This is a genomic window from Streptomyces sp. O3, from assembly GCF_054788135.1.
This window is the reverse complement of record NZ_JBTVYK010000027.1, coordinates 1-23015: the sequence shown is the minus strand read 5'-3', so window position 1 is coordinate 23015 and position 23015 is coordinate 1. Positions and strand designations below refer to the sequence as shown.

23 protein-coding genes are annotated in these 23015 nt (G+C 71.4%); 7 read left to right on the top strand and 16 right to left on the bottom strand.

What is annotated here, in order from left to right; all coding sequences use genetic code 11:
• Nucleotides 1–79 precede the first annotated feature (79 nt).
• The 5 genes from ACX6XY_RS15550 to ACX6XY_RS15530 form a co-directional block, all read right to left on the bottom strand.
• On the bottom strand, nucleotides 80–886 hold the full coding sequence (locus ACX6XY_RS15550) for a phosphotransferase family protein (RefSeq protein ID WP_460330610.1): 807 nt from the start codon (nucleotides 884–886) through the stop codon (nucleotides 80–82).
• Between the two features lie 100 nt (nucleotides 887–986).
• Nucleotides 987–1448, bottom strand: a complete 462-nt coding sequence (locus ACX6XY_RS15545; RefSeq protein ID WP_460330607.1) for a glycine-rich domain-containing protein — start codon at nucleotides 1446–1448, stop codon at nucleotides 987–989.
• Between the two features lie 142 nt (nucleotides 1449–1590).
• Nucleotides 1591–1785 carry a hypothetical protein gene (locus ACX6XY_RS15540; protein WP_460330604.1) on the bottom strand — a complete coding sequence of 65 codons (195 nt, stop codon included), beginning with the start codon at nucleotides 1783–1785 and terminating at the stop codon, nucleotides 1591–1593.
• On the bottom strand, nucleotides 1782–2222 hold the full coding sequence (locus tag ACX6XY_RS15535) for a hypothetical protein (RefSeq protein WP_460330602.1): 441 nt from the start codon (nucleotides 2220–2222) through the stop codon (nucleotides 1782–1784). The genes ACX6XY_RS15540 and ACX6XY_RS15535 overlap by 4 nt, the downstream gene beginning before the upstream one ends.
• Before the next feature lie 56 nt (nucleotides 2223–2278).
• A complete protein-coding gene (locus ACX6XY_RS15530) occupies nucleotides 2279–3508 on the bottom strand; it encodes a helix-turn-helix domain-containing protein (RefSeq protein ID WP_460330599.1) in 1230 nt (409 codons plus the stop codon).
• A 451-nt stretch (nucleotides 3509–3959) separates the two neighbouring features.
• Between ACX6XY_RS15530 and ACX6XY_RS15525 the strand changes: the two genes are divergently transcribed.
• Nucleotides 3960–5186: an APC family permease gene (locus tag ACX6XY_RS15525; RefSeq protein WP_460330597.1), complete on the top strand. Its 1227-nt coding sequence runs from the start codon at nucleotides 3960–3962 to the stop codon at nucleotides 5184–5186.
• Nucleotides 5187–5241: 55 nt separating this feature from the next.
• Nucleotides 5242–5655 carry a YccF domain-containing protein gene (locus ACX6XY_RS15520; RefSeq protein WP_460330594.1) on the top strand — a complete coding sequence of 138 codons (414 nt, stop codon included), beginning with the start codon at nucleotides 5242–5244 and terminating at the stop codon, nucleotides 5653–5655.
• Nucleotides 5656–5722: 67 nt separating this feature from the next.
• Here the strand turns inward: ACX6XY_RS15520 and htpX are convergent, their stop codons facing one another.
• The 11 genes from htpX to ACX6XY_RS15465 all read right to left on the bottom strand — a co-directional run bounded on the left by htpX (nucleotide 5723) and on the right by ACX6XY_RS15465 (nucleotide 16568).
• Nucleotides 5723–6586, bottom strand: a complete 864-nt coding sequence (htpX, locus tag ACX6XY_RS15515; RefSeq protein ID WP_460330592.1) for a zinc metalloprotease HtpX — start codon at nucleotides 6584–6586, stop codon at nucleotides 5723–5725.
• Nucleotides 6587–6742: 156 nt separating this feature from the next.
• Nucleotides 6743–8356, bottom strand: a complete 1614-nt coding sequence (locus tag ACX6XY_RS15510; protein ID WP_460330794.1) for an NADH-quinone oxidoreductase subunit N — start codon at nucleotides 8354–8356, stop codon at nucleotides 6743–6745.
• Nucleotides 8357–8382: 26 nt separating this feature from the next.
• Nucleotides 8383–9960, bottom strand: coding sequence for a complex I subunit 4 family protein (locus ACX6XY_RS15505; protein ID WP_460330591.1), 1578 nt, complete (start codon nucleotides 9958–9960; stop codon nucleotides 8383–8385).
• 3 nt (nucleotides 9961–9963) lie between these two features.
• Nucleotides 9964–11880 carry an NADH-quinone oxidoreductase subunit 5 family protein gene (locus tag ACX6XY_RS15500; protein WP_460330588.1) on the bottom strand — a complete coding sequence of 639 codons (1917 nt, stop codon included), beginning with the start codon at nucleotides 11878–11880 and terminating at the stop codon, nucleotides 9964–9966.
• Nucleotides 11877–12242 (bottom strand): NADH-quinone oxidoreductase subunit NuoK, encoded by a 366-nt coding sequence (gene nuoK / locus ACX6XY_RS15495; RefSeq protein WP_460330585.1) that lies wholly within the window; start codon nucleotides 12240–12242, stop codon nucleotides 11877–11879. The genes ACX6XY_RS15500 and nuoK overlap by 4 nt, the downstream gene beginning before the upstream one ends.
• A complete protein-coding gene (locus ACX6XY_RS15490; RefSeq protein WP_460330582.1) occupies nucleotides 12242–12838 on the bottom strand; it encodes an NADH-quinone oxidoreductase subunit J family protein in 597 nt (198 codons plus the stop codon). Before ACX6XY_RS15490 ends, nuoK begins: the two co-directional genes overlap by 1 nt.
• The gene (locus ACX6XY_RS15485; protein ID WP_460330579.1) at nucleotides 12835–13380 is read right to left on the bottom strand and encodes a NuoI/complex I 23 kDa subunit family protein; all 546 of its coding nucleotides are present in this window, start codon (nucleotides 13378–13380) and stop codon (nucleotides 12835–12837) included. The genes ACX6XY_RS15490 and ACX6XY_RS15485 overlap by 4 nt, the downstream gene beginning before the upstream one ends.
• Nucleotides 13380–14348: a complex I subunit 1/NuoH family protein gene (locus tag ACX6XY_RS15480; RefSeq protein WP_460330577.1), complete on the bottom strand. Its 969-nt coding sequence runs from the start codon at nucleotides 14346–14348 to the stop codon at nucleotides 13380–13382. The genes ACX6XY_RS15485 and ACX6XY_RS15480 overlap by 1 nt, the downstream gene beginning before the upstream one ends.
• Nucleotides 14345–15481 carry an NADH-quinone oxidoreductase subunit C gene (locus tag ACX6XY_RS15475; protein WP_460330575.1) on the bottom strand — a complete coding sequence of 379 codons (1137 nt, stop codon included), beginning with the start codon at nucleotides 15479–15481 and terminating at the stop codon, nucleotides 14345–14347. The genes ACX6XY_RS15480 and ACX6XY_RS15475 overlap by 4 nt, the downstream gene beginning before the upstream one ends.
• Complete coding sequence (locus ACX6XY_RS15470; RefSeq protein WP_460330572.1) at nucleotides 15478–16185, bottom strand: NADH-quinone oxidoreductase subunit B; 708 nt, start codon at nucleotides 16183–16185, stop codon at nucleotides 15478–15480. Before ACX6XY_RS15470 ends, ACX6XY_RS15475 begins: the two co-directional genes overlap by 4 nt.
• A complete protein-coding gene (locus tag ACX6XY_RS15465) occupies nucleotides 16176–16568 on the bottom strand; it encodes an NADH-quinone oxidoreductase subunit A (protein WP_460330569.1) in 393 nt (130 codons plus the stop codon). The genes ACX6XY_RS15470 and ACX6XY_RS15465 overlap by 10 nt, the downstream gene beginning before the upstream one ends.
• A 184-nt stretch (nucleotides 16569–16752) precedes the next feature.
• Here ACX6XY_RS15465 and ACX6XY_RS15460 point away from each other — a divergent pair, with 184 nt between their 5' ends.
• The 5 genes from ACX6XY_RS15460 to ACX6XY_RS15440 form a co-directional block, all read left to right on the top strand.
• The gene (locus ACX6XY_RS15460; protein WP_460330567.1) at nucleotides 16753–17925 is read left to right on the top strand and encodes a sensor histidine kinase; all 1173 of its coding nucleotides are present in this window, start codon (nucleotides 16753–16755) and stop codon (nucleotides 17923–17925) included.
• A 186-nt stretch (nucleotides 17926–18111) separates the two neighbouring features.
• Nucleotides 18112–19500, top strand: a complete 1389-nt coding sequence (locus tag ACX6XY_RS15455) for a sensor histidine kinase (RefSeq protein ID WP_460330564.1) — start codon at nucleotides 18112–18114, stop codon at nucleotides 19498–19500.
• Between the two features lie 141 nt (nucleotides 19501–19641).
• The gene (locus ACX6XY_RS15450) at nucleotides 19642–20301 is read left to right on the top strand and encodes a LuxR C-terminal-related transcriptional regulator (protein ID WP_460330561.1); all 660 of its coding nucleotides are present in this window, start codon (nucleotides 19642–19644) and stop codon (nucleotides 20299–20301) included.
• Nucleotides 20302–20483: 182 nt separating this feature from the next.
• Entirely contained in the window at nucleotides 20484–22424 is a 1941-nt protein-coding gene (locus ACX6XY_RS15445) for a 2-oxoacid:acceptor oxidoreductase subunit alpha (RefSeq protein ID WP_460330559.1), read from the top strand.
• A partial coding sequence (locus tag ACX6XY_RS15440) for a 2-oxoacid:ferredoxin oxidoreductase subunit beta (protein ID WP_460330557.1) occupies nucleotides 22417–23015 on the top strand: 599 nt, incomplete at its 3' end. The genes ACX6XY_RS15445 and ACX6XY_RS15440, both read left to right, overlap by 8 nt.

The window sequence follows — 23015 nt, the reverse complement described above, 5'->3', positions numbered from 1 at the left end:
GCACTGCCCGTGCACGCGAGGTGGTGCGCAACGTCCGCGACCGGTCGCTACGCCCTACGCGCGCGGGGGCGCGCCCGCCTCACGCCCTGATGAGTCCGCGGTGCGCGGCCCATGACCGAGCAGCGGCCGTAAGCGCGGCCCGGTGCGGCAGAGGGTCCGTCCGTTCCCTGGTCTCCCATGCGGCGAGCACAGTGCGCGCGAACGTCGAGACGTCGGCCGGATCGGCGCGGCGGTACGCGGGAACCTGCCGGGCGACCGCCTCGGCCTGGTCGGCGGAGTGCCCGGCGTAGATGAGCCGCAGCACCGCGAACGCCGTGTCGGCCCACGCGGGTGCGGGGCAGGCGAGCGCCCAGTCCAGCAGGCGTAGTTGGCCGTCGGCGGTGACCAGCATGTTCAGCGGCGACATGTCCGTGTGGGCCAGGGAGCGCCCTTGCAGCCCGGGCGGGACGTCCGCAGGCAGGAAGTCGGCCCACCGTGTGTGCAGCGGCTTCTTGCGTACGGCCTCGGGCCATGGCGCCTCGGATGTGGCCGTGAGCGTACAGACCAGGGGGCCGAGGTCGCCCGAGCCGGGAGCGAGGTCGGGGTGTCGGCCGTCGACGTGCTCGTACCCGACGAGCAGCCACCCGCCCGCCTCGACCTCCCACAGCACGCGGGGCGCGAGCGGCGCATGCCGTGTGACGCGCGCTTCATGCCGGTACACCCACGCCGAAGGGTCGTCGAGCCGCGTGCCCTTGACGAACGTCCGCCCGGAGCGGGCGTGCACGGTGCAGGCGAGGCGGGACATCACGCCATGGCTGGCCGTCTCCGCATGCTCTACCGGCCCCGTGCGGCTCTCGACGGCGCGCCGGACGTCGGGCGGTAGGTCGTGCCATGCGGTGCGGTCCACCCGCGCTCTCCTGGGTTGGTCGGTCGGACGAACGGAACCGGCCCCCGGTCCGGCCACAGCGTGGCACAGACCGGAGACCGGCGCGGGGACGCGTCGAGCGTCAGGCGAGCTTCGGGCTGTCGTGGCAGTTCGCATGGCACTGCGAGCACTGCGCGAGGTCCAGCTCGGGCCAGAACGCCATGTCGATCTCGTACCCGGCCAGGGTGATCGCGTCGACGGTCCGGGTGCGCAGTGCCTTGCCGCCGCCGTGCTCGTCCCGGTTGAGGAAGCCCGGCTGATGGTGTACGAACGCGCCGAACGCCTGCTCGCAGAACGTCTGGTACGCCCTGGTGTGGAGCAGGAAGGCGTGCCAGAAGTCATCCACTAGCGGCGACGGGCTCAGCGGCTCCTCGCTGTACGCGCTCGCCGCGACGAACGCGAGCATCTGCCCGACGCCGCGGTCTGCCTTCTCCTCGGTCAGCTCGGGGAACTTGTCGCGCATGTTGGATACGAGCGTTGCCCGCAGTTCGGCACTGATCAGCGTCCGCGCGTCGGTCGCGGGACGCTTCTGCGTGGTGGTCACGTTCCTTGCCTCCTTGAGTCGGTGGTGCATCGGACGTGCGTCGTACGGCACCGCGGGGGCCCGAGTAGAGCGACCTTGGCCGCGGTGGACCCCGCCCGCCCGGGCAGGGGGGAGCCCGGATCGTCCGGGCGGGCGGGGAGTTCTACGCCGCCGCGGGGGCGTAGTCGGGGGAGGCCAGCGCGGGCCCGATCGCGGCTTGGCCGTCGAGGTCGTCGCCAACGAGCACGCCGAGGCAGAGGAACCCGGCGGCCGTGCCGAGGGCCCACAGCCAGCCCATGAACACGCCCAGGGGGTCGGAGATCCGCCCTGCGCGGGCGGACGCGTGGCGGGCGCTCACAGCCTGCCCTCGCGCGCCTTGTCGCGCTGCTCGATGATGAGCCCGACCTGATAGGCGTACAGCTCCAGTTGGCCGGGCGTGAGGATGAGCACGGCCTCGCTCGTCCCGCCGTCCTCGTAGTGGACCTGGACAGGCAAGGCGCCCTGCTGCGCCCGGTGGTCATAGACCACGTCACGCTTCTGCGGCGTGACATGAGTGACCTGCGCTGGTACCGGCGCCAGCGCGGCACCGTCGGCGGGGGCGGACCACTCGTCACCGCCGCCGGGCGGGCGGAGGTGGTACGTCCGTCTCCCCTCGCCGGGCAGGGCGACGACGACGCCGATCCGTCCGTCTCGGGCGGTGTCGCGGGCGAGGTCGCCGAGCCGTGGGTAGAACGGGGCCGCTGTGCCTAACTCTGCTCCCTGGCAAGGGAGATGAGGTGCTGCTCGTCGCGTCATGTCCCCGACGCTAGGAGCACGTCAGGGGGCCAATATGAATCAGAGGAATACGACCCTCATCCGTCGAGGTGGAAGCGGTCGGACATGCGGCGCAGCTTCTCGCGCGTCGCCGCGCGCTCGGCGTAGACGATGCTCCGGAGCGTCGAGCGGGCGATCGGGTGGTTACGTACGAGCTGGGGGGCGATCCGCTCGGCGGTCTCCAGCTCGGCGAGTGCCTTGTCCCGGCTGCCATCCCACAGCCAGGCTCGGGCGAGGTCCATGTGATGGTGCCCTTGACGGGAGTTGGGGAGTGCGGCGACCAACTCGGGGCTTGTGCGGCGGTTTATGGCGAGTGCCTTGGACTGCTCGCCAGTCTCTAGGGCGACGCTGATCGCGTGAATCTGGACGTTGCCGGGCGAGAACGTCACAGAGTGGCGGTCGTAGACCGGTGGCCCTTGGTAGTAGCGCATACGGTCGGCGGCGTCGCGCGCGTGGCTGACGCGGTCCTCGGCTTCGGACGGCCGTCCCCCGCGCGCGGCTGACACGGCGGCCCGGAGCTGGAGTGAGCCCCACATGCGGACCGCGAGCGGGTCGCCGCGGTCGTAGTCCGCCTGAAGGCTCGCAATGGCCTTGTCCGACAGGGCGAGTGAGTCGGCCCAATCGGCGGTGGCCCACATGTCCCAGACCCGCATCCAGTCGGCGAGCGAGGGCATGACGGGATCGCCGGACAGGCGGGCGGACCACACGGCACGCTCGGCGGCCATGGCGATCAGCTCGGGATGCCCGAGCGAGTGCGCGGCGGTGTGGGCGAACTTGCAGGCGACCGCGTAGACCGCGTACGCCTCCTCACGTTCGTGCCCGGTGGTGGCCTCGGCGAGCGCCCGGGCCTCGCGCAACAGGTCGGGCAGGACGCGCAGAATCGCGACGTTCGACGCCGTATCCCGTAGCCGGTGAAGGCGCGTCATGTCCCGCCACAGCTCACCCGAGGGCCGAGGCGTGCCGTCGAATACCGGCGTGAGGTCGTAGCGGCGCAGCTCCCGCAGGATCGAGGCTGCTGCCACCTGCCATTGATTCTCGGCCGGACTGCTCGTGTACGGGCGCCCGATCAGGTCGTTGGGGTGTACGTGCAACTCGGCGGCGATGAGGTTGAGCAACCCCACGCGGTCTATCTCGATCTGTCCGCGTTCCATCTTGGACACCCACCCCTGAGACTTCCCCAGGGCTGCGGCGAGGTCCGCCTGCGGCATCCCCAGGCGCAGCCGCGCCCGGCGTGCGCGGCGGCCGATCTCCTCGGCTTCCTCCAACATCAGCGCACCCCCCAAGCTGCGGCGGGCCTGATGTGCTCATGCGGTCGGCAGGGCATCGGGGCTCCATCCGTTCGGGCCTGTCTCCCAGAACGGTACCCATGCCCAGGGCAGGGAAGGGAGGTTACGGAGTCCGGTCCTGCTCGGCCGGTCGGCCCGGCGTCGAACCGGTGGCGGTGCGCCCTGCCCGACGCCTGGAAAACCAGCGGTGCGCCCCTGTGCCCGAGGGCACAGCCAGGGCACAAGGGCCAGGAAGGGCCCGGAAAACGGCGGCAACTACTGAACGTAGTTTTCGCACGTCACGGGCCCTTCCGGCGCAAGATCGCAGGTCAGAGGATCACGGGGGAAGTTCGTGAACTACCGCTGACGGTGGGCTGAACAGCTGGTGGGGCGGGCATCCCGGTGGGGCCCGCCCCTTCCGTCGGGGGCCGCGCGCATCAGTAGGGTGCGGCGTATGGCACAGGAACTGCGGCGGACGCTGGGCGTCTCGGATGCCGTGCTGATCGGTCTCGGGTCGATGCTGGGGGCCGGGATCTTCGCGGCGCTGGGGCCCGCGGCGGACGCCGCCGGGTCGGGGCTGCTGTTCGGGCTCGCGGTGGCCGCGATGGTCGCGTACTGCAACGCGACGGCGTCGGCGCGGTTGGCGGCGCGGTATCCGGCGTCGGGTGGGACGTATGTGTACGGGCGCGAGCGGCTCGGGGAGTTCTGGGGGTACCTGGCCGGGTGGGCGTTCGTCGTCGGCAAGACGGCCTCCTGCGCGGCGATGGCGCTGACGGTCGGGGCGTACGTCTGGCCGGGGCAGGCCCAGGCGGTGGCGGTGGCCACGGTGGTGGCGCTGACCGCCGTGAACTACGGGGGTGTGCAGAAGTCGGCCTGGCTGACACGGGCGATCGTGACCGTGGTGCTCGCGGTGCTCGCGGCGGTGGTCGCGGTGTGCCTGGGTTCGGGGAGCGCGGAGTTCGCGCGGCTGGACTCGGGGGCGTACGGCGGTGCGGGCGGGGTGTTGCAGGCCGCCGGGCTGCTGTTCTTCGCCTTCGCGGGGTACGCGCGGATCGCGACCCTGGGCGAGGAGGTACGGGACCCGGAGCGGACGATTCCGCGGGCGGTTCCGCTGGCCCTCGGGATCGCGCTGGCGGTGTACGCGGCGGTCGCGGTGGCGGTGCTGTCCGTGCTGGGCACGGGCGGGCTCGCGGGGGCGACGGCGCCGCTCGCCGACGCGGTGCGGGCGGCGGGAGCGCCGGGGCTGGTGCCGGTGGTGCGGGTGGGCGCGGCGGTGGCGGCGCTCGGGTCGCTGCTCGCGCTGATCCTGGGCGTGTCGCGGACGTCGCTGGCGATGGCGCGGGACGGGCATCTGCCGCGCCCGCTGGCCGCCGTGCATCCGCGGTTCCAGGTGCCGCACCGGGCGGAGCTGGTGGTGGGCGCCGTGGTGGCGGCGGTGGTGCTGGCGGCGGATGTGCGGGGCGCGATCGGGTTCTCGTCGTTCGGGGTGCTGGTGTACTACGCGATCGCCAACGCCTCGGCGTGGACGCTGGGCCCCGGCGTCCGGCGCGTACTGCCGGTCGTGGGGCTCGCCGGGTGCCTGGTGCTGGCGTTCGCGCTGCCGCTGTCGTCGGTGCTGACGGGCTCCGCGGTGCTGGCGGCGGGCGCGGTGGCGTACGCGGTGCGGCGGCGGACCGGGTAGCCGGGATACTGGTGGTGGGGACTATCGCGGCGGTTCACGACGGAGGACACCGACTATGAAGCTGATCAATCTGATCCTCAACCTCCTGTGGTTGATCTTCTGTGGGATCTGGATGGCGATCGCCTACACCGTGGCGGCGCTCATCTGCTTCGTCCTGATCATCACGATCCCCTTCGGGGTCGCCGCGCTGCGGAACGCCGCGTTCGTGCTCTGGCCGTTCGGGCGTACGACGGTGGAGAAGCCGGGCGCCGGGGCCGGGTCGCTGATCGGCAATGTGATCTGGATCATCGTCGCGGGCTGGTGGCTGGCCATCGGGCATGTGCTGACCAGCATCCCGCTGTTTCTGTCGATCATCGGCATCCCCTTCGGGTGGGCGAACCTGAAGTTGGTCCCGATGGCGCTGCTGCCGCTGGGGCGCGAGATCGTACCGACCGATCAGCAGTTCGGGGCGCGCGCCGGGTCCTGGTGAACTGACGCCAGTTCAGGTGAGCTGGCGTCAGTTCAGGTGAGCTGGCGTCAGTTCCGGTGAGCTGGCGTCACTTCTGGCGGCCCGCCATCTGCTCCAGGCGGCTGATGCGCTCGGCCATCGGCGGGTGGGTCGAGAACATCTTCGCCATCCCCTCCCCCGGCCGGAAGGGGTTCGCGATCATCATGTGGCTGGCCGCCTCGATCTTGGGCTCGGGCGGCAGCGGAAGCTGCTTGGCGCCCGCCTCCAGCTTGCGCAGGGCACTGGCCAGGGCCAGCGGGTCGCCGGTCAGCTGCGCGCCGGAGGCGTCGGCCTCGTACTCCCTGGAGCGGCTGACGGCCAGCTTGATCACGGATGCGGCGAGCGGACCGAGAAGCATGATCAGCAGCATGCCGAGTATGCCGGGGCCGCCGCCGTTGTTGTTCGACCTACCGGGCATCAGCCAGGCGAAGTTCACCAGAAACATGATCACCGAGGCGAGGGCTCCGGCGACCGAGGAGATCAGGATGTCGCGGTTGTAGACATGACTGAGCTCGTGTCCGATGACGCCGCGCAGCTCGCGCTCGTCCAGGATGCGCAGGATGCCGTCAGTGCAGCAGACAGCGGCGTTACGCGGATTGCGGCCGGTGGCGAACGCGTTGGGCGCCTCAGTGGGTGAGATGTACAGCCGGGGCATGGGCTGGCGGGCCTGGGTGGAGAGCTCGCGGACCATCCGGTAGAGCGCGGGCGCCTCGAACTCGCTCACCGGGCGGGCGCGCATGGCCTTCAGGGCGAGCTTGTCGCTGTTCCAGTACGCGTACGCGTTGGTGCCGATGGCGACGACGAGGGCGACGAGCAGGCCCGTACGGCCGAAGAAGCCGCCGATGACGAGGATGAGCGCGGACAGCCCCCCGAGGAGCAGGGCAGTCTTCAGGCCGTTGTGGCGGCGGTGCACGGTGCGCCCTCCTGTGGTGCCGGTGGGGAACCCTTCACTGGCGGGTTTCCACTCTCCAGTGGACCCTCCCTTCCTGGTCAACGCCAGGCGGAGGACGCTAGTTCCCTTGTGCGCACCGGGGGTGGCTAGCCCGTACGGGTGAGATGGGCGAGACCGTCAGAACAGCACGGTGGCCGAGAACCGCAGGACGACTTGCGGCGCTCCGGACAGCACGACGCCGAGGACGGCCGTCAGGGCGATGGCCGCGGTGAGGGGGGCCGGGACGGCGTGCCGTGGCCGTCCCGCTTCCGCCTCCCGTACTTCCGCCTCCCGTACTTCCGCCCCCTGTGCCTCCGCTTCCCGTGGCTCCCCTTCGGGTGCGCGGAACAGGATCGCGGTCCACTGAAGGTAGTAGACGAGCGCGATCACGACGTTGGCCGCCATGACGACCGCGAGCCAGCCCAGGCCCGCGTCGACGGCCGCCGAGAAGACGGTGACCTTCGCGAAGAGGCCGATGATGCCTGGCGGCAGTCCGGCCAGGCTGAGCAGGAAGAAGCCGAGCGCGAGCGCGGTGAGGGGGCGAGTGGCGTACAGACCGCGGTAGTCGGCGACGCGGTTCAGCGGGCGCGTACGGGCCACGAGCGCGGCGACCGCGAAGGCGCCGAGGTTCACGGCGGCGTACATCAGGGCGTAGGCGACGGTGGCGCCGACGGCCTTCTCGGCGTCGGCGGCGGTGTCCGCGTACCCGGCCGCGGCGATCGGCACTAGGAGGTACCCGGCCTGCCCGACCGACGACCAGGCCAGCAGGCGGATCGCGCTGTACGCGCGCGTGGCGCTCTGCCGCAGGGCCGCGACATTGCCCACGGTCATGGTCAGGGCGGCGAGCACGGCGAGCGCGGGGCCCCACACATCGGCGTACGAGGGGAACGCGACGACGGTGACCAGGATGAGGCCGGTGAAGCCGACGGCCTTGCCGACGACGGACAGGTAGGCGGCGACCGGCAGCGGCGCGCCGATGTACGTGTCGGGCACCCAGAAGTGGAAGGGCACGGCCGCGGTCTTGAAAGCGAAGCCGACGAGGGTCAGGGCGACGCCGACGCGGGCGAGGGTCTGGAGCTGGCCGTCGACCTCGGTGAGCCGCGCGGCGATCTCGGTGAGGTGCAGGGTGCCGGTCGCCGCGTAGACGAAGCTGACGCCCAGGAGGGTGACGGCGGTCGCGGTGACCGACGACAGGAAGAACTTGAGCGCGGACTCCGAGGAGCGCCGGTCGCCGCGCTTGAGACCGACGAGCGCGAACGCGGGCAGCGAGGCGACCTCCAGGGCGACGACGAGTGTCGCGAGGTCGCGGGACGCGGGGAGCAGCGCGGCCCCGGCGGCCGAGGAGAGCAGCAGGAACCAGAATTCTCCTGCGGGGAGTCGCTTGTCCTTGAGGGGGCTGATCGAGAGCAGCGCGGTCAGCAGCGCACCGGCCAGCGCCAGGAGTTGGATGACGAGGGTGAAGCGGTCGGCGGTGTAGCTGCACGCGTCCGCGTCAGTCGTCAGGCAGAAGGTCGCGCGGTCGCCGTCGAGCAGCGGCAGCAGCGCCAGGAGCGCGGCGGTCAGGCCCGCGACGGAGATCCAGGCGAGTACGGTCTTGTGGGTCTCGCGGACGAACAGGTCGACGACGAGGACGAGCAGGCCGACGGCCGCCGCGATGGCGGGTGGCGCGATCGCGAGCCAGTCGACGGACTGTACGAGGCTGCCAGCGGCCGTCGCGGTCGTGCTCTGCGTGATCGGGCCTTGCGCGGCCATGCCGTACGCGATCAGACCTTGCGCGATCATGCCTTGCCTCCTGCGAGGAGCTGCTGCACGGCCGGGTCGGTGAGGCCGAGCAGCAGCGCGGGCCAGAGTCCGGCGAGGACGGTGAGGGCGACGAGCGGGGCCCAGGCGGCGAACTCGTACCGCTGGACGTCGGCGAGTCGCGGCGCGTCGGGCTCGGGCCGCGCGCCCATGCAGACCCGGCGCACGACGATCAGCAGATACGCGGCCGTGAGCAGCGTGCCGAGGCCGCCGATGGCCACGAAGGTGAGGAAGGCGGGGCGGCTGAGGCCGTCGGCGGGGTCGAAGGCGCCGAACAGCGCGAGCATCTCGCCCCAGAACCCGGCGAGTCCGGGCAGTCCGAGCGAAGCGACGGCGCCGAAGGCGAGCAGCCCGCCGAAGCGCGGGGCGCGGCCGTAGAGCGCGGCGCCGCCGTGCTGGGCGAGGGTGTCCAGGTCGGTGCTTCCGGTGCGGTCCTTCAACGCGCCGACCAGGAAGAAGAGAAGGCCGGTGATGAGGCCGTGGGCGATGTTGGCGAAGAGCGCGCCGTTGACTCCGGTCGGGGTCATGGAGGCGATGCCGAGGAGCACGAAGCCCATGTGGCCGACGGACGAGTACGCGATGAGGCGCTTGAGGTCGCCGCCCGCGCCCTGCCGTGCGAGGGCTAGGCAGGCGAGGGACCCGTAGATGATGCCGACGACCGCGAAGGCGGCGAGGTAGGGCGCGAAGGTCCGCATGCCGTCCGGGGCGATGGGCAGCAGGATCCGCACGAACCCGTAGGTGCCCATCTTGAGCAGGACCCCGGCGAGAAGGACCGAGCCGACGGTGGGCGCGGCGGTGTGGGCGTCCGGCAGCCAGCTGTGCAGCGGCCACATCGGGGTCTTCACGGCCAGCCCGACACCGATCGCCAGAACCGCGATGACCTGCACGGATGTGGTCAGCCCACGGCCATTGTCAGTGGCGAGTGCCACCATGTCGAATGTGCCGGACTTCAGGCCGATGAGGAGGAGGCCCAGCAGCATGACGACCGAGCCGAGCAGCGTGTAGAGGATGAACTTCCAGGCGGCCTCGGCTTTTTGGCCGCCGCCCCAGCGGGCGATGAGGAAGTACATCGGGATGAGCACCATCTCGAACGCCAGGAAGAACAGCAGCAGATCGAGTACGGCGAAGGTCGCGAGGGTGCCGGACTCGAGGACCAGCAGCAGCGCGACGAACGCCTTGGGGGACGGACCCGACGGCGGCTTGAAGTAGCTGTAGAGCGCGCAGAGGAAGGTCAGCAGCGCAGTCAGGACGACGAGGGGGAGAGAGATGCCGTCGATACCGAGGTGAAGCCGGACGCCCAGGGCCGGAATCCAGCTGAGGTCGGTCGTGGCCTGCATCCGCGCCGGTTCGCCGTGGTCGAAGCCCGCCGCGAGGACCAGGGCCGCGGCGAGTACGGCGCCGGTGACGGTCACGCCGTGGCGGAGTACGGCCTGGTCCGGTGAGGAGCCCCGGAGGCCGGGGGGCGCGGGCAGCAGCGCGGCGGCCGAACCGAGCAGCGGCGCGGCCACCACGAAGACGAGGAGGAACTGCATGACGGTGTCGTTGATATCGATCACGGCTCAGGCTCCCGCTGCGACGAGGACGACGGCGACGGTCAGCACGACGGAGCCCGCGAGCAGCACGCTCAGATAGGTCTGCACATTGCCGGTCTGGGCACGGCGGGCGGCTGCTCCGAGCCACCGGGGGGCGGTGCCCGCGCCGCGTACGTAGGTCTCGACGACCTCGCGGTCGAGGAACCGGACCAGCGTCGCGGCCCTGCGGACGGGGCGGACGAACAGGGCGCCGTAGACGGCGTCCAGGTGGAAGCCCGCGGCCGCGTGGCGGCGCAGCGGGCCGAGCAGCAGGCGGCCGGGGTCGGCGTCCGGCAGCGGTGCGGCGGCGGGGGCCGCGGCGAGCGCCGTGGTGTGCCGCCAGGTGCCGTAGGTGACGAGGCCGCCGACCAGGGCGAGGCCGGTGCCGAGGACGGAGGTGGTGAGGGTCGGGGCGAGCGAGTGGCCGTCGAACCAGTCGGGCAGCACGCCCACGCTCAGGCCCAGGGCGAGCGAGGGGACGGCGAGCACCCAGAGCACGGCGGTCATGGCGATCGGCTGCCTGCCGTGGTCGGGGGCTTCGGCTCCGCTGCCGTAGAAAGCCAGCAGCCACAGGCGCATCGCGTAGGCGGCGGTGAGCAGGGCGGCGGCCAGGCCGGCGACGAGGACGAGCCAGCCCGCGACGCCGGGGACGGCCTCGGTGTGCCCGGTGGCCGCGTGCTCCGCGGCGCCGAGCACCGCCTCCTTGGAGAAGAAGCCGCTGAACGGCGGGATCGCGGCGAGCGCGAGCAGCGCCACGGTCATGGTCCAGTAGGCGTCCGGTACGCGGTCGCGCAGGCCGCGCATCCGTGACATGGCGGCCAGCGAGTTGGTGCCCGCGGCGTGGATGACCACGCCCGCGGCGAGGAAGAGGAGCGCCTTGAAGGCGCCGTGTGTGAGGAGGTGGAAGACGGCGGCGCCGCGGTCGCCGACGGCGAGGGCGGCGGTCATATAGCCGAGCTGGCCGATGGTCGAGTACGCGAGCACCCGCTTGATGTCGTCCTGGGCGAGCGCGGCGAGCGCGGAGCCGACCATCGTCACGGCGGCCAGCACGGCGAGCACGACCAGGGCGGCCGCCGACGCGGCGAAGACGGGAAGGAGCCGGGCGACGAAGTAGACACCGGCGGCGACCATCGTCGCGGCATGGATCAGGGCGGAGACCGGGGTGGGGCCCGCCATCGCGTCGGGCAGCCAGGTGTGCAGCGGGAACTGCGCCGACTTGCCCGCGACGCCCGCGAGGAGCAGCAGCGCGATCAGGGTCGGATGATCGAGCCCGCCCGTCGCGACGGTGTCGAGGACCGTCGTGATCCGGAAGGAACCGGTGTCGGCGGCGAGCGCGAACAGGCCGATCAGGAAGGGGACGTCGCCCAGCTTGGTGACCAGGAAGGCCTTCAGGGACGCGGCCCTGGCCTCGGGGGTCTCCCAGTAGTGGCCGACCAGGAAGTACGAGCAGATGCCCATGACCTCCCAGCCGACCAGCAGCACCATCAGGTCGCCGGAGTAGACGACGAGCAGCATCGCGGAGGTGAACAGCGAGACCAGAGCGGCGTACGAGGGGTAGCGCGGGTCGTCGCGCAGATAGCCCGTCGAGTAGATCTGCACGCAGGACGCGACGACGCCGACCAGCACGGCCGTCAGGGCGGCGAAGCCGTCGATGTGCAGGGCCAGTTCGATGGGGACCGAACCGGTGGGGGTGAGCTCGGTGGCCGCGTCCAGGGGCGCTGTGCCGCCGCCGGTTCCGCCGCCCTGGCGGACGGCGACGTACCCGGCGAGCGCCGTCGAGGCGAGGGCGGGCAGTACGGCGAGCGGGCGGACGAAGCCGGGGGCGGTGCGACCGGTGAGCAGTCCGGTGACGGCGCCGAGGAACGGGAGGAGGGGAACGAGGACGGCGAGTGTCGTGGTGGTCACGCGGTGGCCTCAGCCTTCTTCGCCGCGGCGGTCGCTGCGTCGGGTCCGTCGTCGGGGCTCTCCGCGGTGTCGCGGAGGCGGTCGACGTCGGAGGTGCCTCGGTTGCGGTAGACCATCAGCACGATCGCCAGGCCGATGCCGATCTCGGCGGCGGCGATGGCGATGGTGAAGAGGGTCAGCGCCTGGCCCGCGTGGAGGCCGTCACGCAGCCAGACGTCGAAGGCGACCAGGTTGAGGTTGACCGCGTTGAGCATGAGCTCGACGGACATCAGGACCAGGATCGCGTTGCGGCGGGCCAGCACTCCGTACAGCCCGACGCAGAAGAGGAGGGCGGAGAGCACGGCGGGATAGACGAGGTGCATCAGCGCTTCCCTTCTTCGCCGACGCCTTCGCCACCGACGTCTTCACCGCTGCCGTCCGGCGTGCCGTTCTTGCGGGAGAGGACGATCGCGCCGACGAGGGCGGCGAGCAGCAGGACGGACAGCGCCTCGAAGGGCAGCACCCAGTGCCGGAAGAGGATCTCGCCGAGGTCCCCGGTCGAGCCCTGGGTGGTGTCCAGGTCGATCCAGGTCGTGCGGAACGCGTCCACCACGACCCAGACCAGGGCGGCCGCGGCGGCGACGGCCACGGCGAGCGCCGCCCAGCGGTTGCCGGAGTCGGCGTCCGGCGAGCGGCCGATGGGCGCCTTGGTGAGCATCAGCCCGAAGAGCAGGAGGACCACGACCGAACCGACGTAGATCAGCACCTGCATCCAGGCGACGAACTCGGCCGTGAGGAGGAGGTATTCGACGGCGATCCCGCCGAGCGCGACGACCAGCCACAGGGCGGCGTGCACCAGCTGCCGGGTGGTGACGGTGATGACCGCGGCGCCGAGGGTGACCACGCCGACGAGCACGAAGACGATCTCGACGCCGGTCGGCGAGAGGAAGCCCTGGGGCGCGGCTGCTGCGAGGGTCACTCCTGACCCTCCTGGCGTTGCTGGGCGGCGAGTTTGTCGGCGGCCTTGCGGGCGGCGGCGAGCTCCTTCGGCTCCTCGGCTCCGGGGTCGAGCGCGGGCGGTGCGGGCACCGTCCACATCCACTCGCGGAGCTTGTCGCGCTCGTGGGTCAGCTCGTGGATGTCCGTCTCGGCGTACTCGAACTCCGGGGACCAGAACAGCGCGTCGAAGGGACAGACCTCGATGCAGATACCGCAGTACATGCACAGCGAGAAGTCGATCGCGAAGCGGTCCAGGACGTTGCGGCTGCGCTCGCGGCCGCCGGGCGCGGCGGGCGGCACCGTCTCCTTGTGGGAGTCGATGTAGATACACCAGTCGGGGCACTCGCGGGCGCACAGCATGCACACCGTGCAGTTCTCCTCGAACAGCCCGATGACGCCGCGGGTGCGGGGCGGCAGGTCCGGCTGGACGTCCGGGTACTGGGCGGTGACGGTCTTCTTCGTCATCGTCTTGAGGGTGACGGCCAGGCCCTTGGCCAGACCGCTGCCGGGGATGGGGGGCACTACTGGATCACCACCTTGACGATGCCGGTGAGGGCGATCTGGGCGAGGGCGAGCGGGACGAGCGCGGTCCAGGCGAACTTCTGGAGCTGGTCTTCGCGCAGCCGGGGCGAGGTGACCCGCAGCCAGATGATCACGAAGGCGAGCACGGCCGTCTTGAGCAGGGTCCACACCCAGCCGAGGCCGTCGGCGCCCCAGGGGCCGTGCCAGCCGCCTAGGAAGAGCACGGTGGTGAGGCCGCAGAGGATCACGATCCCGGCGTACTCGGCGAGCAGGAAGAGGGCGAAGCGGAGGCCGGTGTACTCGGTGTACGCGCCGAAGATGATCTCCGAGTCGGCGATCGGCATGTCGAAGGGAGGCCGCTGGAGTTCGGCGAGACCGGCGACGAAGAAGACGAACGCGCCGATGAGCTGCCAGGGCAGCCACCACCACTCGAAGGCGTCGACGATGCCGACCAGTGAGACGGTGCCCGCGGCCATCGCGACGGACGCGGCGGCGAGCAGCATCGGCAGCTCGTACGCCAGGAGCTGGGCGGCGGTGCGGAGGCCGCCGAGCAGGGAGAACTTGTTGGCGGACGCCCAACCGGCCATCAGGGAGCCGAGCACGCCCGCGCCCATGACGGCCAGGACGAAGAAGATCCCCGCGTCGACGACCGTGCCGACGGCGCCTTCGCCGGGGCCGACCGGGATGGCCACGACGACGATCAGGTACGGGATGAGGGCGATGGCCGGGGCCAGTTGGAAGACGCGGCGGTCGGCGCCCGCCGGGACGATGTCTTCCTTCTGGGCGAACTTGACGCCGTCGGCGACGAGCTGGGCCCAGCCGTGGAAGCCGCCCGCGTACATGGGGCCCAGGCGGCCCTGCATATGCGCCATCACTTTGTGCTCGGTCTGACCGATCATCAGGGGGAGGCCGAGGAAGACTGCGAGGACGACGAGGAGTCGCAGGGCGACGTCGAGTGCGTCGTTCATGCGGGGGTGCCTCCGGCGGGGTTGTCGGGCCGTGGCCCGTCGCCTTCTTCGTTTCCTTCGTTCTCTTCTTCGTCGGCGGCCGGGGCCGTCTCGTTCTGCTCAGCCTGCTCGGCGAAGGCCGGGCGGGCGTGGTGCCAGGGCGCGTCGGAGCCGCGTGGACGGCGCGGGGCTGAGCCGTCGGCCCCGTCCTCGGCCGCGGGCGGGGCCGACGTGTCGGCGGCGCTGGGCCCGGCGGCGTCGGGCGGCGATACGGCGGCGTCGGGCGGCGGTACGGCGGCGTCCTGCTCCGCGCCCGCGCCATGCGTCGCGGCCTCGGCGCGTTGCGACGCCGAGCCACCGCTCGCGCTCCGCGCGCGGCGCGGGGTGGTCGTGCCCGGCTGGCTCACGGACCCCTCGCTCGCGCTGCGCGTGCGGCGGGGGGTGGGAGTGTCCGGCTGGGTGGCTGAGCCGTCGGATGTCGTTCGGGTGCGGCGGGCCGGGCGGTCGGCCGCGCCAGCCGCGCCAGCCGCGCCAGTCGCACCCGTCGCGCCGGCGCGGGCGCCGCGCGCCGGTCGCGCCGGGGCTGGCGGGAGCTGGCCCTTCTGCGGGCCCCAGTCGTTGGGGTCGGGGACGCCTGGCGGCAGCATCTGGCGGCGCTTGGGGCCGCCGTGCCCGGACTCTCCGGGCTCCTTGGCACCCGGCCAGGCCTTCGCGACACGCGCCGCGAGCACGAAGTCCTTGCGCAGGGGGTGGCCTTCAAAGCCGTCGGGCAGCAGGAGCGGGGCCAGGCCAGGGTGGTCCGTGAAGTCGACGCCGAACATCTCGTGCGTCTCCCGCTCATGCCAGGCCGCGCCCGCGTACACCCCGACCGCCGACGCCAGCACCGGCTCGGAGTGCGGGACCGTCGTACGGAGCAGCAGACGGCGTACCGGGTGCAGGGCCACCACATGCGCCGAGACCCGGAAGCCGACGCCCGGCTCGTCCACCGCGCTGAGCCAGTCGAAGAAGGAGCAGCCGAGTTCGGCGCGCGCGGTCAGCAGCGCCGTGGTCCAGGCGGCGCTGGGCACGTCGACCGTGAGCAGGTCGTACGCGTCCTCGACGGTCGCCTCGTCGCCGAAGATCTCCGTCACCGGGCGCGGGAGCCAGTTCGTCACCGGGCTCCGCCTTCCGCACCGGACGGCGACGCGTCCGAACCGTCCCGGCCAGACGGCGACGCCTCCCGGCCAGACGGCGACGGCGGTCGCACCAGGCCGCTCTGCAGCGCGGTCGCCGACGGCCGCCCCGCCGTCGCGTACCGCTCGCCCAGCGACTCGCGCGCGATCTTCTCCTGGAGCTTGAGGATGCCCTGCAGGAGCGCCTCGGGGCGCGGCGGGCAGCCGGGCACGTACACATCGACGGGGATGATCTGGTCGACGCCCTTGGTCACCGAGTACGAGTCCCAGTACGGCCCGCCGCAGTTGCTGCACGCGCCGAAGGAGATGACGTACTTCGGCTCGGGCATCTGCTCGTACAGCCGCTTCACCGCCGGGGCCATCTTGTCCGTGACGGTCCCGGACACCACCATCAGGTCGGCCTGCCGAGGACCCGGCGCGAACGGGATGACGCCGAGCCGGATGAAGTCATGTCGGGCCATCGACGCCGCGATGAACTCGATGGCGCAGCAGGCGAGTCCGAAGTTGAAGACCCACAGGCTGTAGCGGCGGCCCCAGTTGAGCACCACCTTCATCGGCTCGGGGGCGAGTCGCGCCAGCGGGCCGAGCTTCGGCTTGGGCTCGACGGACTCGACGGGCTCGACGGGCTCGACGGGCTCGACGGGCTCGATGGTCACGTCCGTGGGACGTGTCGGGTTCACGTCCATGCGAGGACCCCCTTCTTCCAGGCGTAGAGCAGCCCGACGGCCAGGAAGCCGAGGAAGATGAACATCTCCACCAGCGTCGTAGCCCCGTAGCCGGCGGCGGCGAAGACCGTCGCCCACGGGAACAGGAAGATCGAGTCCACGGCGAAGATCACGTACAGGAAGGAGTAGACGTAGTAGCGCACCTGGGTGTGCGCCCAGCCCTCGCCGACCGGATCGACGCCGCACTCGTACGTGAGCATCTTCTCCCGCGTCGGCACGACCGGCCGCAGCAGCCGCCCCGCCCCGAACGCGACGGCGACGAAGAGCACGCCGACGACGGCGAGCAGCCCGACCACCGAGTAACTCTGGAAGTAGTCCGCCCCGAGAACGGTTGGTTCCGGCACGTCAGCCCCTCACTCCCTGATCTCGTGGCCCGCCCATCTGTACGCACGGGAGTCTAGGGCCTGCCACCGGAGGAGTAAGCAGCCCGTCACACATGAGGTGGGGTTTTCCCCCGATCCTTCTCGGCAGCGCACCTCATGGCGCCTGACCGCGCGAGACGGCAGGCTGACCGGTATGAGCCCTGGCATGACCACCGAACCCGCTGGGCAGCGCGGCGACGCCCCGCTGCCGCCCGCACGTTTCGCGTACGACCCGCACACCTGGCGGGAGATCGTCCACCTGTTGCTCAACCTGCCGGTGGCGATCGTCGGTTTCCTGTACGTGGTGACGGTGCTGTCCGTCGGCGGGTTCCTGTCGGTGACGGTCGTCGGCCTGCCGCTGCTCGCCCTGGGGCTGACCGGGGCACGGCTGCTCGGCCGGGCCGAGCGAGCCAGGGCCAGGGCGCTGCTCGGCGTACGGATCGATGAGCCGAGCCCGCTGCCGATGGTCCGCGACGAGGGGTTCTTCGGGAGACTCTGGTCGAGTCTGAAGGACCCGGTCGGCTGGCGGGGGCTGCTGTACGACTTCGTGCGGTTCCCCTGGGGCGTGCTGACGTTCTCGGTCACGCTGGTCTCGCTGTTCGTGCTGTGGCCGGTGCTGCCGTTCCTCGCGCGGGTCATGACGAACGCCGACCGGCTGATGGTGCGCGGGCTGCTCTCGCCGTCCGACGAACTGGAGCGGCGGATCGCCGAACTGGAGTCGGATCGCGGGGTCGTGGTGGACACCGCGGCCGCCGACCTGCGCCGCATCGAACGCGACCTGCACGACGGCGCGCAGGCCCGCCTGGTCAACCTCGCCATGGGGCTCGGCATGGCCAGGGAGCGGCTCCAGGACGGCCAGGCCGACGACGCGGTGGCCGCGATGGTGGACGAGGCGCACGGCGAGGTGAAGCTCGCGTTGCAGGAGCTGCGCGACCTGGCCCGCGGCATCCACCCGGCCGTGCTGACCGACCGCGGCCTGGACGCCGCGCTCTCCTCGGTCGCCTCGCGCTGCACGGTTCCGGTGAAGGTGACGGTCGATCTGCCGTACCGGCCCGCCGCGGCGATCGAGGGCATCGCGTACTTCACCGTCTCCGAGCTGCTGCAGAACATCAGCAAGCACAGCCAGGCGCGGCAGGCGTCCGTCGACGTGTGGCGGGCGAAGGACCGGCTGCTGATCCAGGTCGAGGACGACGGGCGCGGCGGCGCGCGGCTCGACGGGGGTTCGGGGATGGCCGGGCTCGCGGACCGGATCGGCGCGGTCGACGGGCTGTTCGCCGTCGAGTCGCCGGTGGGCGGGCCGACGCTGGTGACGGCCGAGCTGCCGTGGCGGGACCGGTAGGCGGCGGCGATCCGCTGCCGCTCAGGGACGTAGGTAGGGAAAACCCCCGGTCCGAGACGGCGACGAACCGCATGGTGCGGGCGCGCTCCGCCCAGCAGGGTGGAGGTACGGAGGCCACACCGCCCCGCCGCCTCCCCCTCCCTCCGGCACCACTCCCAGTACACCCACCAGAAACGGACGACACCGATGGCCACGGAGTACGGACAGCAGCCCCGGCCGGATCTCCGGTACGACGCCTATGACACCTACGACACCTACGCCACCTACGACGCGCACGGCGCCGAGGGCGAGCGCCGCCACCTCCTGCCGCCCGCGCTGCGCGCCCCGATCGAGGCCAGGACCTGGCGCGAGTTCGGCTATCTGCTGCTGAGCCTGCCCATCAGCGTCGTCATGTTCAGCTACGCGGTCACCATGGTCGCGCTCGGCGCGGGCCTGCTGATCACCTTCGTCGGCGTCCCGGTGCTCGCCGCCGCCCTCGCGGGCTGCCGCGCGCTCGCGACGCTGGAGCGGGTACGGGCGCGCGCGCTGCTGCGCCTGGACGTCGCCGAGCCGCCGCCGCTGCGGCCGAAGCGGAACAGCCCGCTCGGCTGGATGGGCGCGGTACTCAAGAGCGGCGCGTCCTGGCGGAACCTGCTGTACGGCCTGCTGCACTTCCCGTGGGCGGTGTTCGCCTTCACCGTGGCGGTGACGTTCTGGACGACCGGCTGGAGCCTGCTGACGTACCCGCTGTGGCAGTGGGTCTTCCCGATGTACGCCGGGCAGGACGGCATCCAGCTGTACGGCGACGAGACGCACACCTTCTACCTGGACTCGCCCCTGGAGATCGGCCTGACCGCGCTGGTCGGGCTGCTGATCACGATGGCGACGCCCTGGCTGATCCGGGCCCTGGCGACGGTGGACCGGGTGCTGGTGATCGGGCTGCTCGCCCCCTCGCGGCTGGCCAGCCGGGTGGTCGAGCTGGAGTCGGACCGCGGGGTCGTGGTGGACACCGCGGCCGCCGACCTGCGCCGCATCGAACGCGACCTGCACGACGGCGCGCAGGCCCGCCTGGTCAACCTCGCCATGGACCTGGGGCTCGCCAAGGAGAAGCTGCGCGAGGACCCGCGGACGGCGGCGCGCATGGTGGACGAGGCGCACGGCGAGGTGAAGACGGCGCTCCAGGAGCTGCGCGACCTGGCCCGCGGCATCCACCCGGCCGTACTGACCGACCGCGGCCTGGACGCCGCGCTCTCCGCCGTCGCCTCCCGCTGCGCGGTTCCGGTCCAGGTCGAGGTGGACCTGCCGTACCGGCCCGCCGCGGCCATCGAGGGCATCGCGTACTTCACCGTCTCCGAGCTGCTGCAGAACATCAGCAAGCACGCGCGGGCGACGCGCGCCACGGTCGATGTGTGGCAGGTCGCGGACCGGCTGATGCTCCAAGTCACCGACGACGGCACGGGCGGCGCCGACACCGCCAAGGGCTCCGGCCTCGCGGGGCTCGCGGAGCGTCTGGGCGCGGTCGACGGGATCCTCCTCGTCGACTCCCCCGCCGGCGGCCCGACCTTGGTCACGGCCGAACTCCCCTGGCGCCGCTGACCTTACGACGCGGTGTGCGTGTATATACATAGGGGAGCCCTGGCGGGCTCGACATCCATCATGAAGTGAGCAATCAGGGCGCGGCCGACCACCCACGCGAGAGCGGCGGCGGTGGTGCGGCCGCAAAGGGGGTCGCGGGGCGTGCGGGTGGTTATCGCCGAGGATTCGGTGCTGCTCAGGGAGGGCCTGACCAGACTGCTGACCGACCGCGGGCACGAGGTCGTCGCGGGCGTCGGGGACGCGGCGGCGCTGATCAAGACCATCGAGGAGCTGGACGGGCAGGGCGCGCTGCCGGACGTGGTGGTAGCGGACGTACGGATGCCGCCGACCCACACGGACGAGGGAGTGCGCGCGGCGGTGCAGCTGCGCCGCGCCCATCCGGGACTCGGCGTGCTGGTGCTGTCGCAGTACGTGGAGGAGCGGTACGCCACCGAACTGCTGGCCGGGTCCAGCCACGGGGTCGGCTATCTGCTCAAGGACCGGGTGGCCGAGGTGCGGGAGTTCGTGGACGCCGTGGTGCGGGTCGCCGAGGGCGGGACCGCGCTCGACCCGGAGGTGGTGGCGCAGCTGCTCGGCCGCAGCCGCAAGCAGCATGTGCTGACGGGTCTGACGCCGCGCGAGCGCGAGGTGCTGGGGCTGATGGCGGAGGGGCGGACGAACTCGGCGATCGCCCGGCAGCTGGTGGTGAGCGACGGCGCGGTCGAGAAGCACGTCTCGAATATCTTTCTGAAGCTGGGGCTCTCCCAGAGCGACGGGGATCATCGCCGGGTGCTCGCGGTGCTCACTTATCTGAACTCTTGATCACCGATCCTGCTCGGCCCGGTACGCCGACACCTCGGCCCAGTACGCCGACACGCCGTCTCGAAACCTGATCCATTATGCGAGCAGCCCCCGGAGGGCACCCCTTACAGACGTAGGGTGGCCTTGGGAGGACCGGTCAGCCGAAACCTCCCCTGCCGCAGCCTCGAGGGAGGTCCAGTTCAGTGACCAGCCAGGTCAGTAGCCGAGCCGAGCAGACCGACACCACCGACGGCACCGTCGTCGGAGAGCAACGCAAACCGCCCGGAGACAAGGAGATCCGCCGCCTGGACCGGGTGATCATCCGGTTCGCTGGTGATTCGGGTGACGGGATGCAGTTGACGGGGGACCGTTTCACGTCGGAGACGGCGTCGTTCGGGAATGATCTGTCGACGCTGCCGAACTTCCCGGCGGAGATCCGGGCGCCCGCGGGGACGCTGCCGGGGGTGTCGTCGTTCCAGCTGCATTTCGCTGATCATGACATTCTGACGCCGGGGGACGCGCCGGATGTGCTGGTGGCGATGAACCCGGCGGCGTTGAAGGCGAACCTGGGTGATGTGCCGCGGGGTGCGGAGATCATCGTGAACACGGACGAGTTCTCGAAGCGGGCGATGGCCAAGGTCGGCTGGGACGCCAGCCCGCTGGAGGACGGCTCGCTGGACGGCTACAGCGTGCATCCGGTGCCGCTGACCACCCTCACCGTCGAGGCGCTCAAGGAATTCGAGCTGTCCCGTAAGGACGCGGGCCGCTCCAAGAACATGTTCGCGCTCGGCCTCCTGTCGTGGATGTACCACCGGCCCACCGACGGCACCGAGGAGTTCCTGAAGCAGAAGTTCGCCAAGAAGCCGGACATCGCCCAAGCGAACATCGCGGCGTTCCGCGCGGGCTGGAACTTCGGCGAGACCACCGAGGACTTCGCGGTCTCCTACGAGGTGGCCCCGGCCGCGAAGACGTTCCCCACGGGTACGTACCGCAACATCTCCGGGAACCTCGCGCTGTCGTACGGGCTGATCGCGGCGGCCCGGCAGGCGGATCTGCCGCTGTACCTGGGCTCGTACCCGATCACCCCGGCCTCGGACGTCCTGCACGAGCTGAGCAAGCACAAGAACTTCGGGGTGCGGACCTTCCAGGCCGAGGACGAGATCGCGGGCATCGGCGCCGCGCTGGGGGCGGCGTTCGGCGGCTCGCTGGCCGTGACGACCACCTCGGGTCCCGGCGTGGCGCTCAAGTCCGAGACCATCGGCCTGGCGGTCTCCCTGGAGCTGCCGCTGCTGATCGTGGACATCCAGCGCGGCGGCCCGTCCACCGGGCTGCCCACCAAGACCGAGCAGGCCGACCTGCTCCAGGCCATGTTCGGCCGCAACGGTGAGGCGCCGGTCCCGGTGATCGCCCCGAAGACGCCGGCGGACTGCTTCGACGCGGCCCTGGAGGCGGCCCGGATCGCGGTCACCTACCGCACCCCGGTGTTCCTGCTCTCCGACGGCTACCTCGCCAACGGCTCGGAGCCGTGGCGTATCCCCGAGGTCGACGAACTGCCCGATCTGCGGGTGCAGTTCGCGCAGGGCCCGAACCACACCGCCGCCGACGGCACCGAGGTCTTCTGGCCCTACAAGCGCGATCCCAAGACCCTGGCCCGCCCCTGGGCCGTGCCGGGCACCCCAGGCCTTGAGCACCGCATCGGCGGCATCGAGAAGCAGGACGGCACGGGCAACATCTCCTACGACCCGGCCAACCACGACCTGATGGTCCGCACCCGCCAGGCCAAGATCGACGGCATCGACGTCCCGGACCTGGAGGTCGACGACGCCGACGGCCAGGCCAGGCTGCTGGTCCTGGGCTGGGGCTCCACCTACGGCCCGATCACCGCCGCCGTACGACGGCTGCGCGCCGCGGGACAGAGCGTGGCCCAGGCGCATGTACGCCACCTCAACCCCTTCCCGCGGAATCTGGGCGAGGCCCTCAGGCGTTACGAGAAGGTAGTGGTGCCCGAGATGAACCTCGGCCAGCTCGCCACCCTGCTACGCGCGAAGTACCTGGTCGACGCCCGGAGTTTCAACCAGGTCAACGGAATGCCGTTCAAGGCCGAGCAGCTCGCCACGGCCCTCAAGGAGGCCATCGATGACTGAGGCGACCATGCCGGAAGGCACGGGCACGATCGAGGCGCTTTCGCTGGTGCCGAAGGCCGAGGCCAAGCAGTCCATGAAGGACTTCAAGTCCGACCAGGAAGTGCGCTGGTGCCCCGGCTGCGGCGACTACGCGGTGCTGGCCGCCGTGCAGGGCTTCATGCCCGAGCTCGGACTGGCCAAGGAGAACATCGTCTTCGTCTCCGGCATCGGCTGCTCCTCCCGCTTCCCGTACTACATGAACACCTACGGGATGCACTCCATCCACGGCCGCGCCCCGGCCATCGCCACCGGCCTGGCCTCCTCCCGCACGGACCTGTCGGTGTGGGTGGTCACCGGCGACGGCGACGCGCTGTCGATCGGCGGCAACCACCTGATCCACGCCCTGCGCCGTAACGTGAACCTCAAGATCCTCCTGTTCAACAACCGGATCTACGGGCTGACCAAGGGCCAGTACTCCCCGACCTCCGAGGTCGGCAAGATCACCAAGTCGACGCCGATGGGCTCCCTGGACGCGCCCTTCAACCCGGTCTCCCTGGCGATCGGCGCGGAGGCCTCCTTCGTGGCCCGCACGGTCGACTCCGACCGCCAGCA

Bases quoted from the DNA above. Each gene is read 5' to 3' on its own strand.
- ACX6XY_RS15535 (WP_460330602.1), bottom strand. From the start codon at position 2,222: ATGACGCGACGAGCAGCACCTCATCTCCCTTGCCAGGGAGCAGAGTTA.
- ACX6XY_RS15530 (WP_460330599.1), bottom strand. From the start codon at position 3,508: ATGTTGGAGGAAGCCGAGGAGATCGGCCGCCGCGCACGCCGGGCGCGG.
- ACX6XY_RS15525 (WP_460330597.1), top strand. From the start codon at position 3,960: ATGGCACAGGAACTGCGGCGGACGCTGGGCGTCTCGGATGCCGTGCTG.
- ACX6XY_RS15520 (WP_460330594.1), top strand. From the start codon at position 5,242: ATGAAGCTGATCAATCTGATCCTCAACCTCCTGTGGTTGATCTTCTGT.
- ACX6XY_RS15510 (WP_460330794.1), bottom strand. From the start codon at position 8,356: ATGGCCGCGCAAGGCCCGATCACGCAGAGCACGACCGCGACGGCCGCT.
- nuoK (WP_460330585.1), bottom strand. From the start codon at position 12,242: ATGCACCTCGTCTATCCCGCCGTGCTCTCCGCCCTCCTCTTCTGCGTC.
- ACX6XY_RS15480 (WP_460330577.1), bottom strand. From the start codon at position 14,348: ATGAACGACGCACTCGACGTCGCCCTGCGACTCCTCGTCGTCCTCGCA.
- ACX6XY_RS15470 (WP_460330572.1), bottom strand. From the start codon at position 16,185: ATGGACGTGAACCCGACACGTCCCACGGACGTGACCATCGAGCCCGTC.
- ACX6XY_RS15460 (WP_460330567.1), top strand. From the start codon at position 16,753: ATGACCACCGAACCCGCTGGGCAGCGCGGCGACGCCCCGCTGCCGCCC.
- ACX6XY_RS15455 (WP_460330564.1), top strand. From the start codon at position 18,112: ATGGCCACGGAGTACGGACAGCAGCCCCGGCCGGATCTCCGGTACGAC.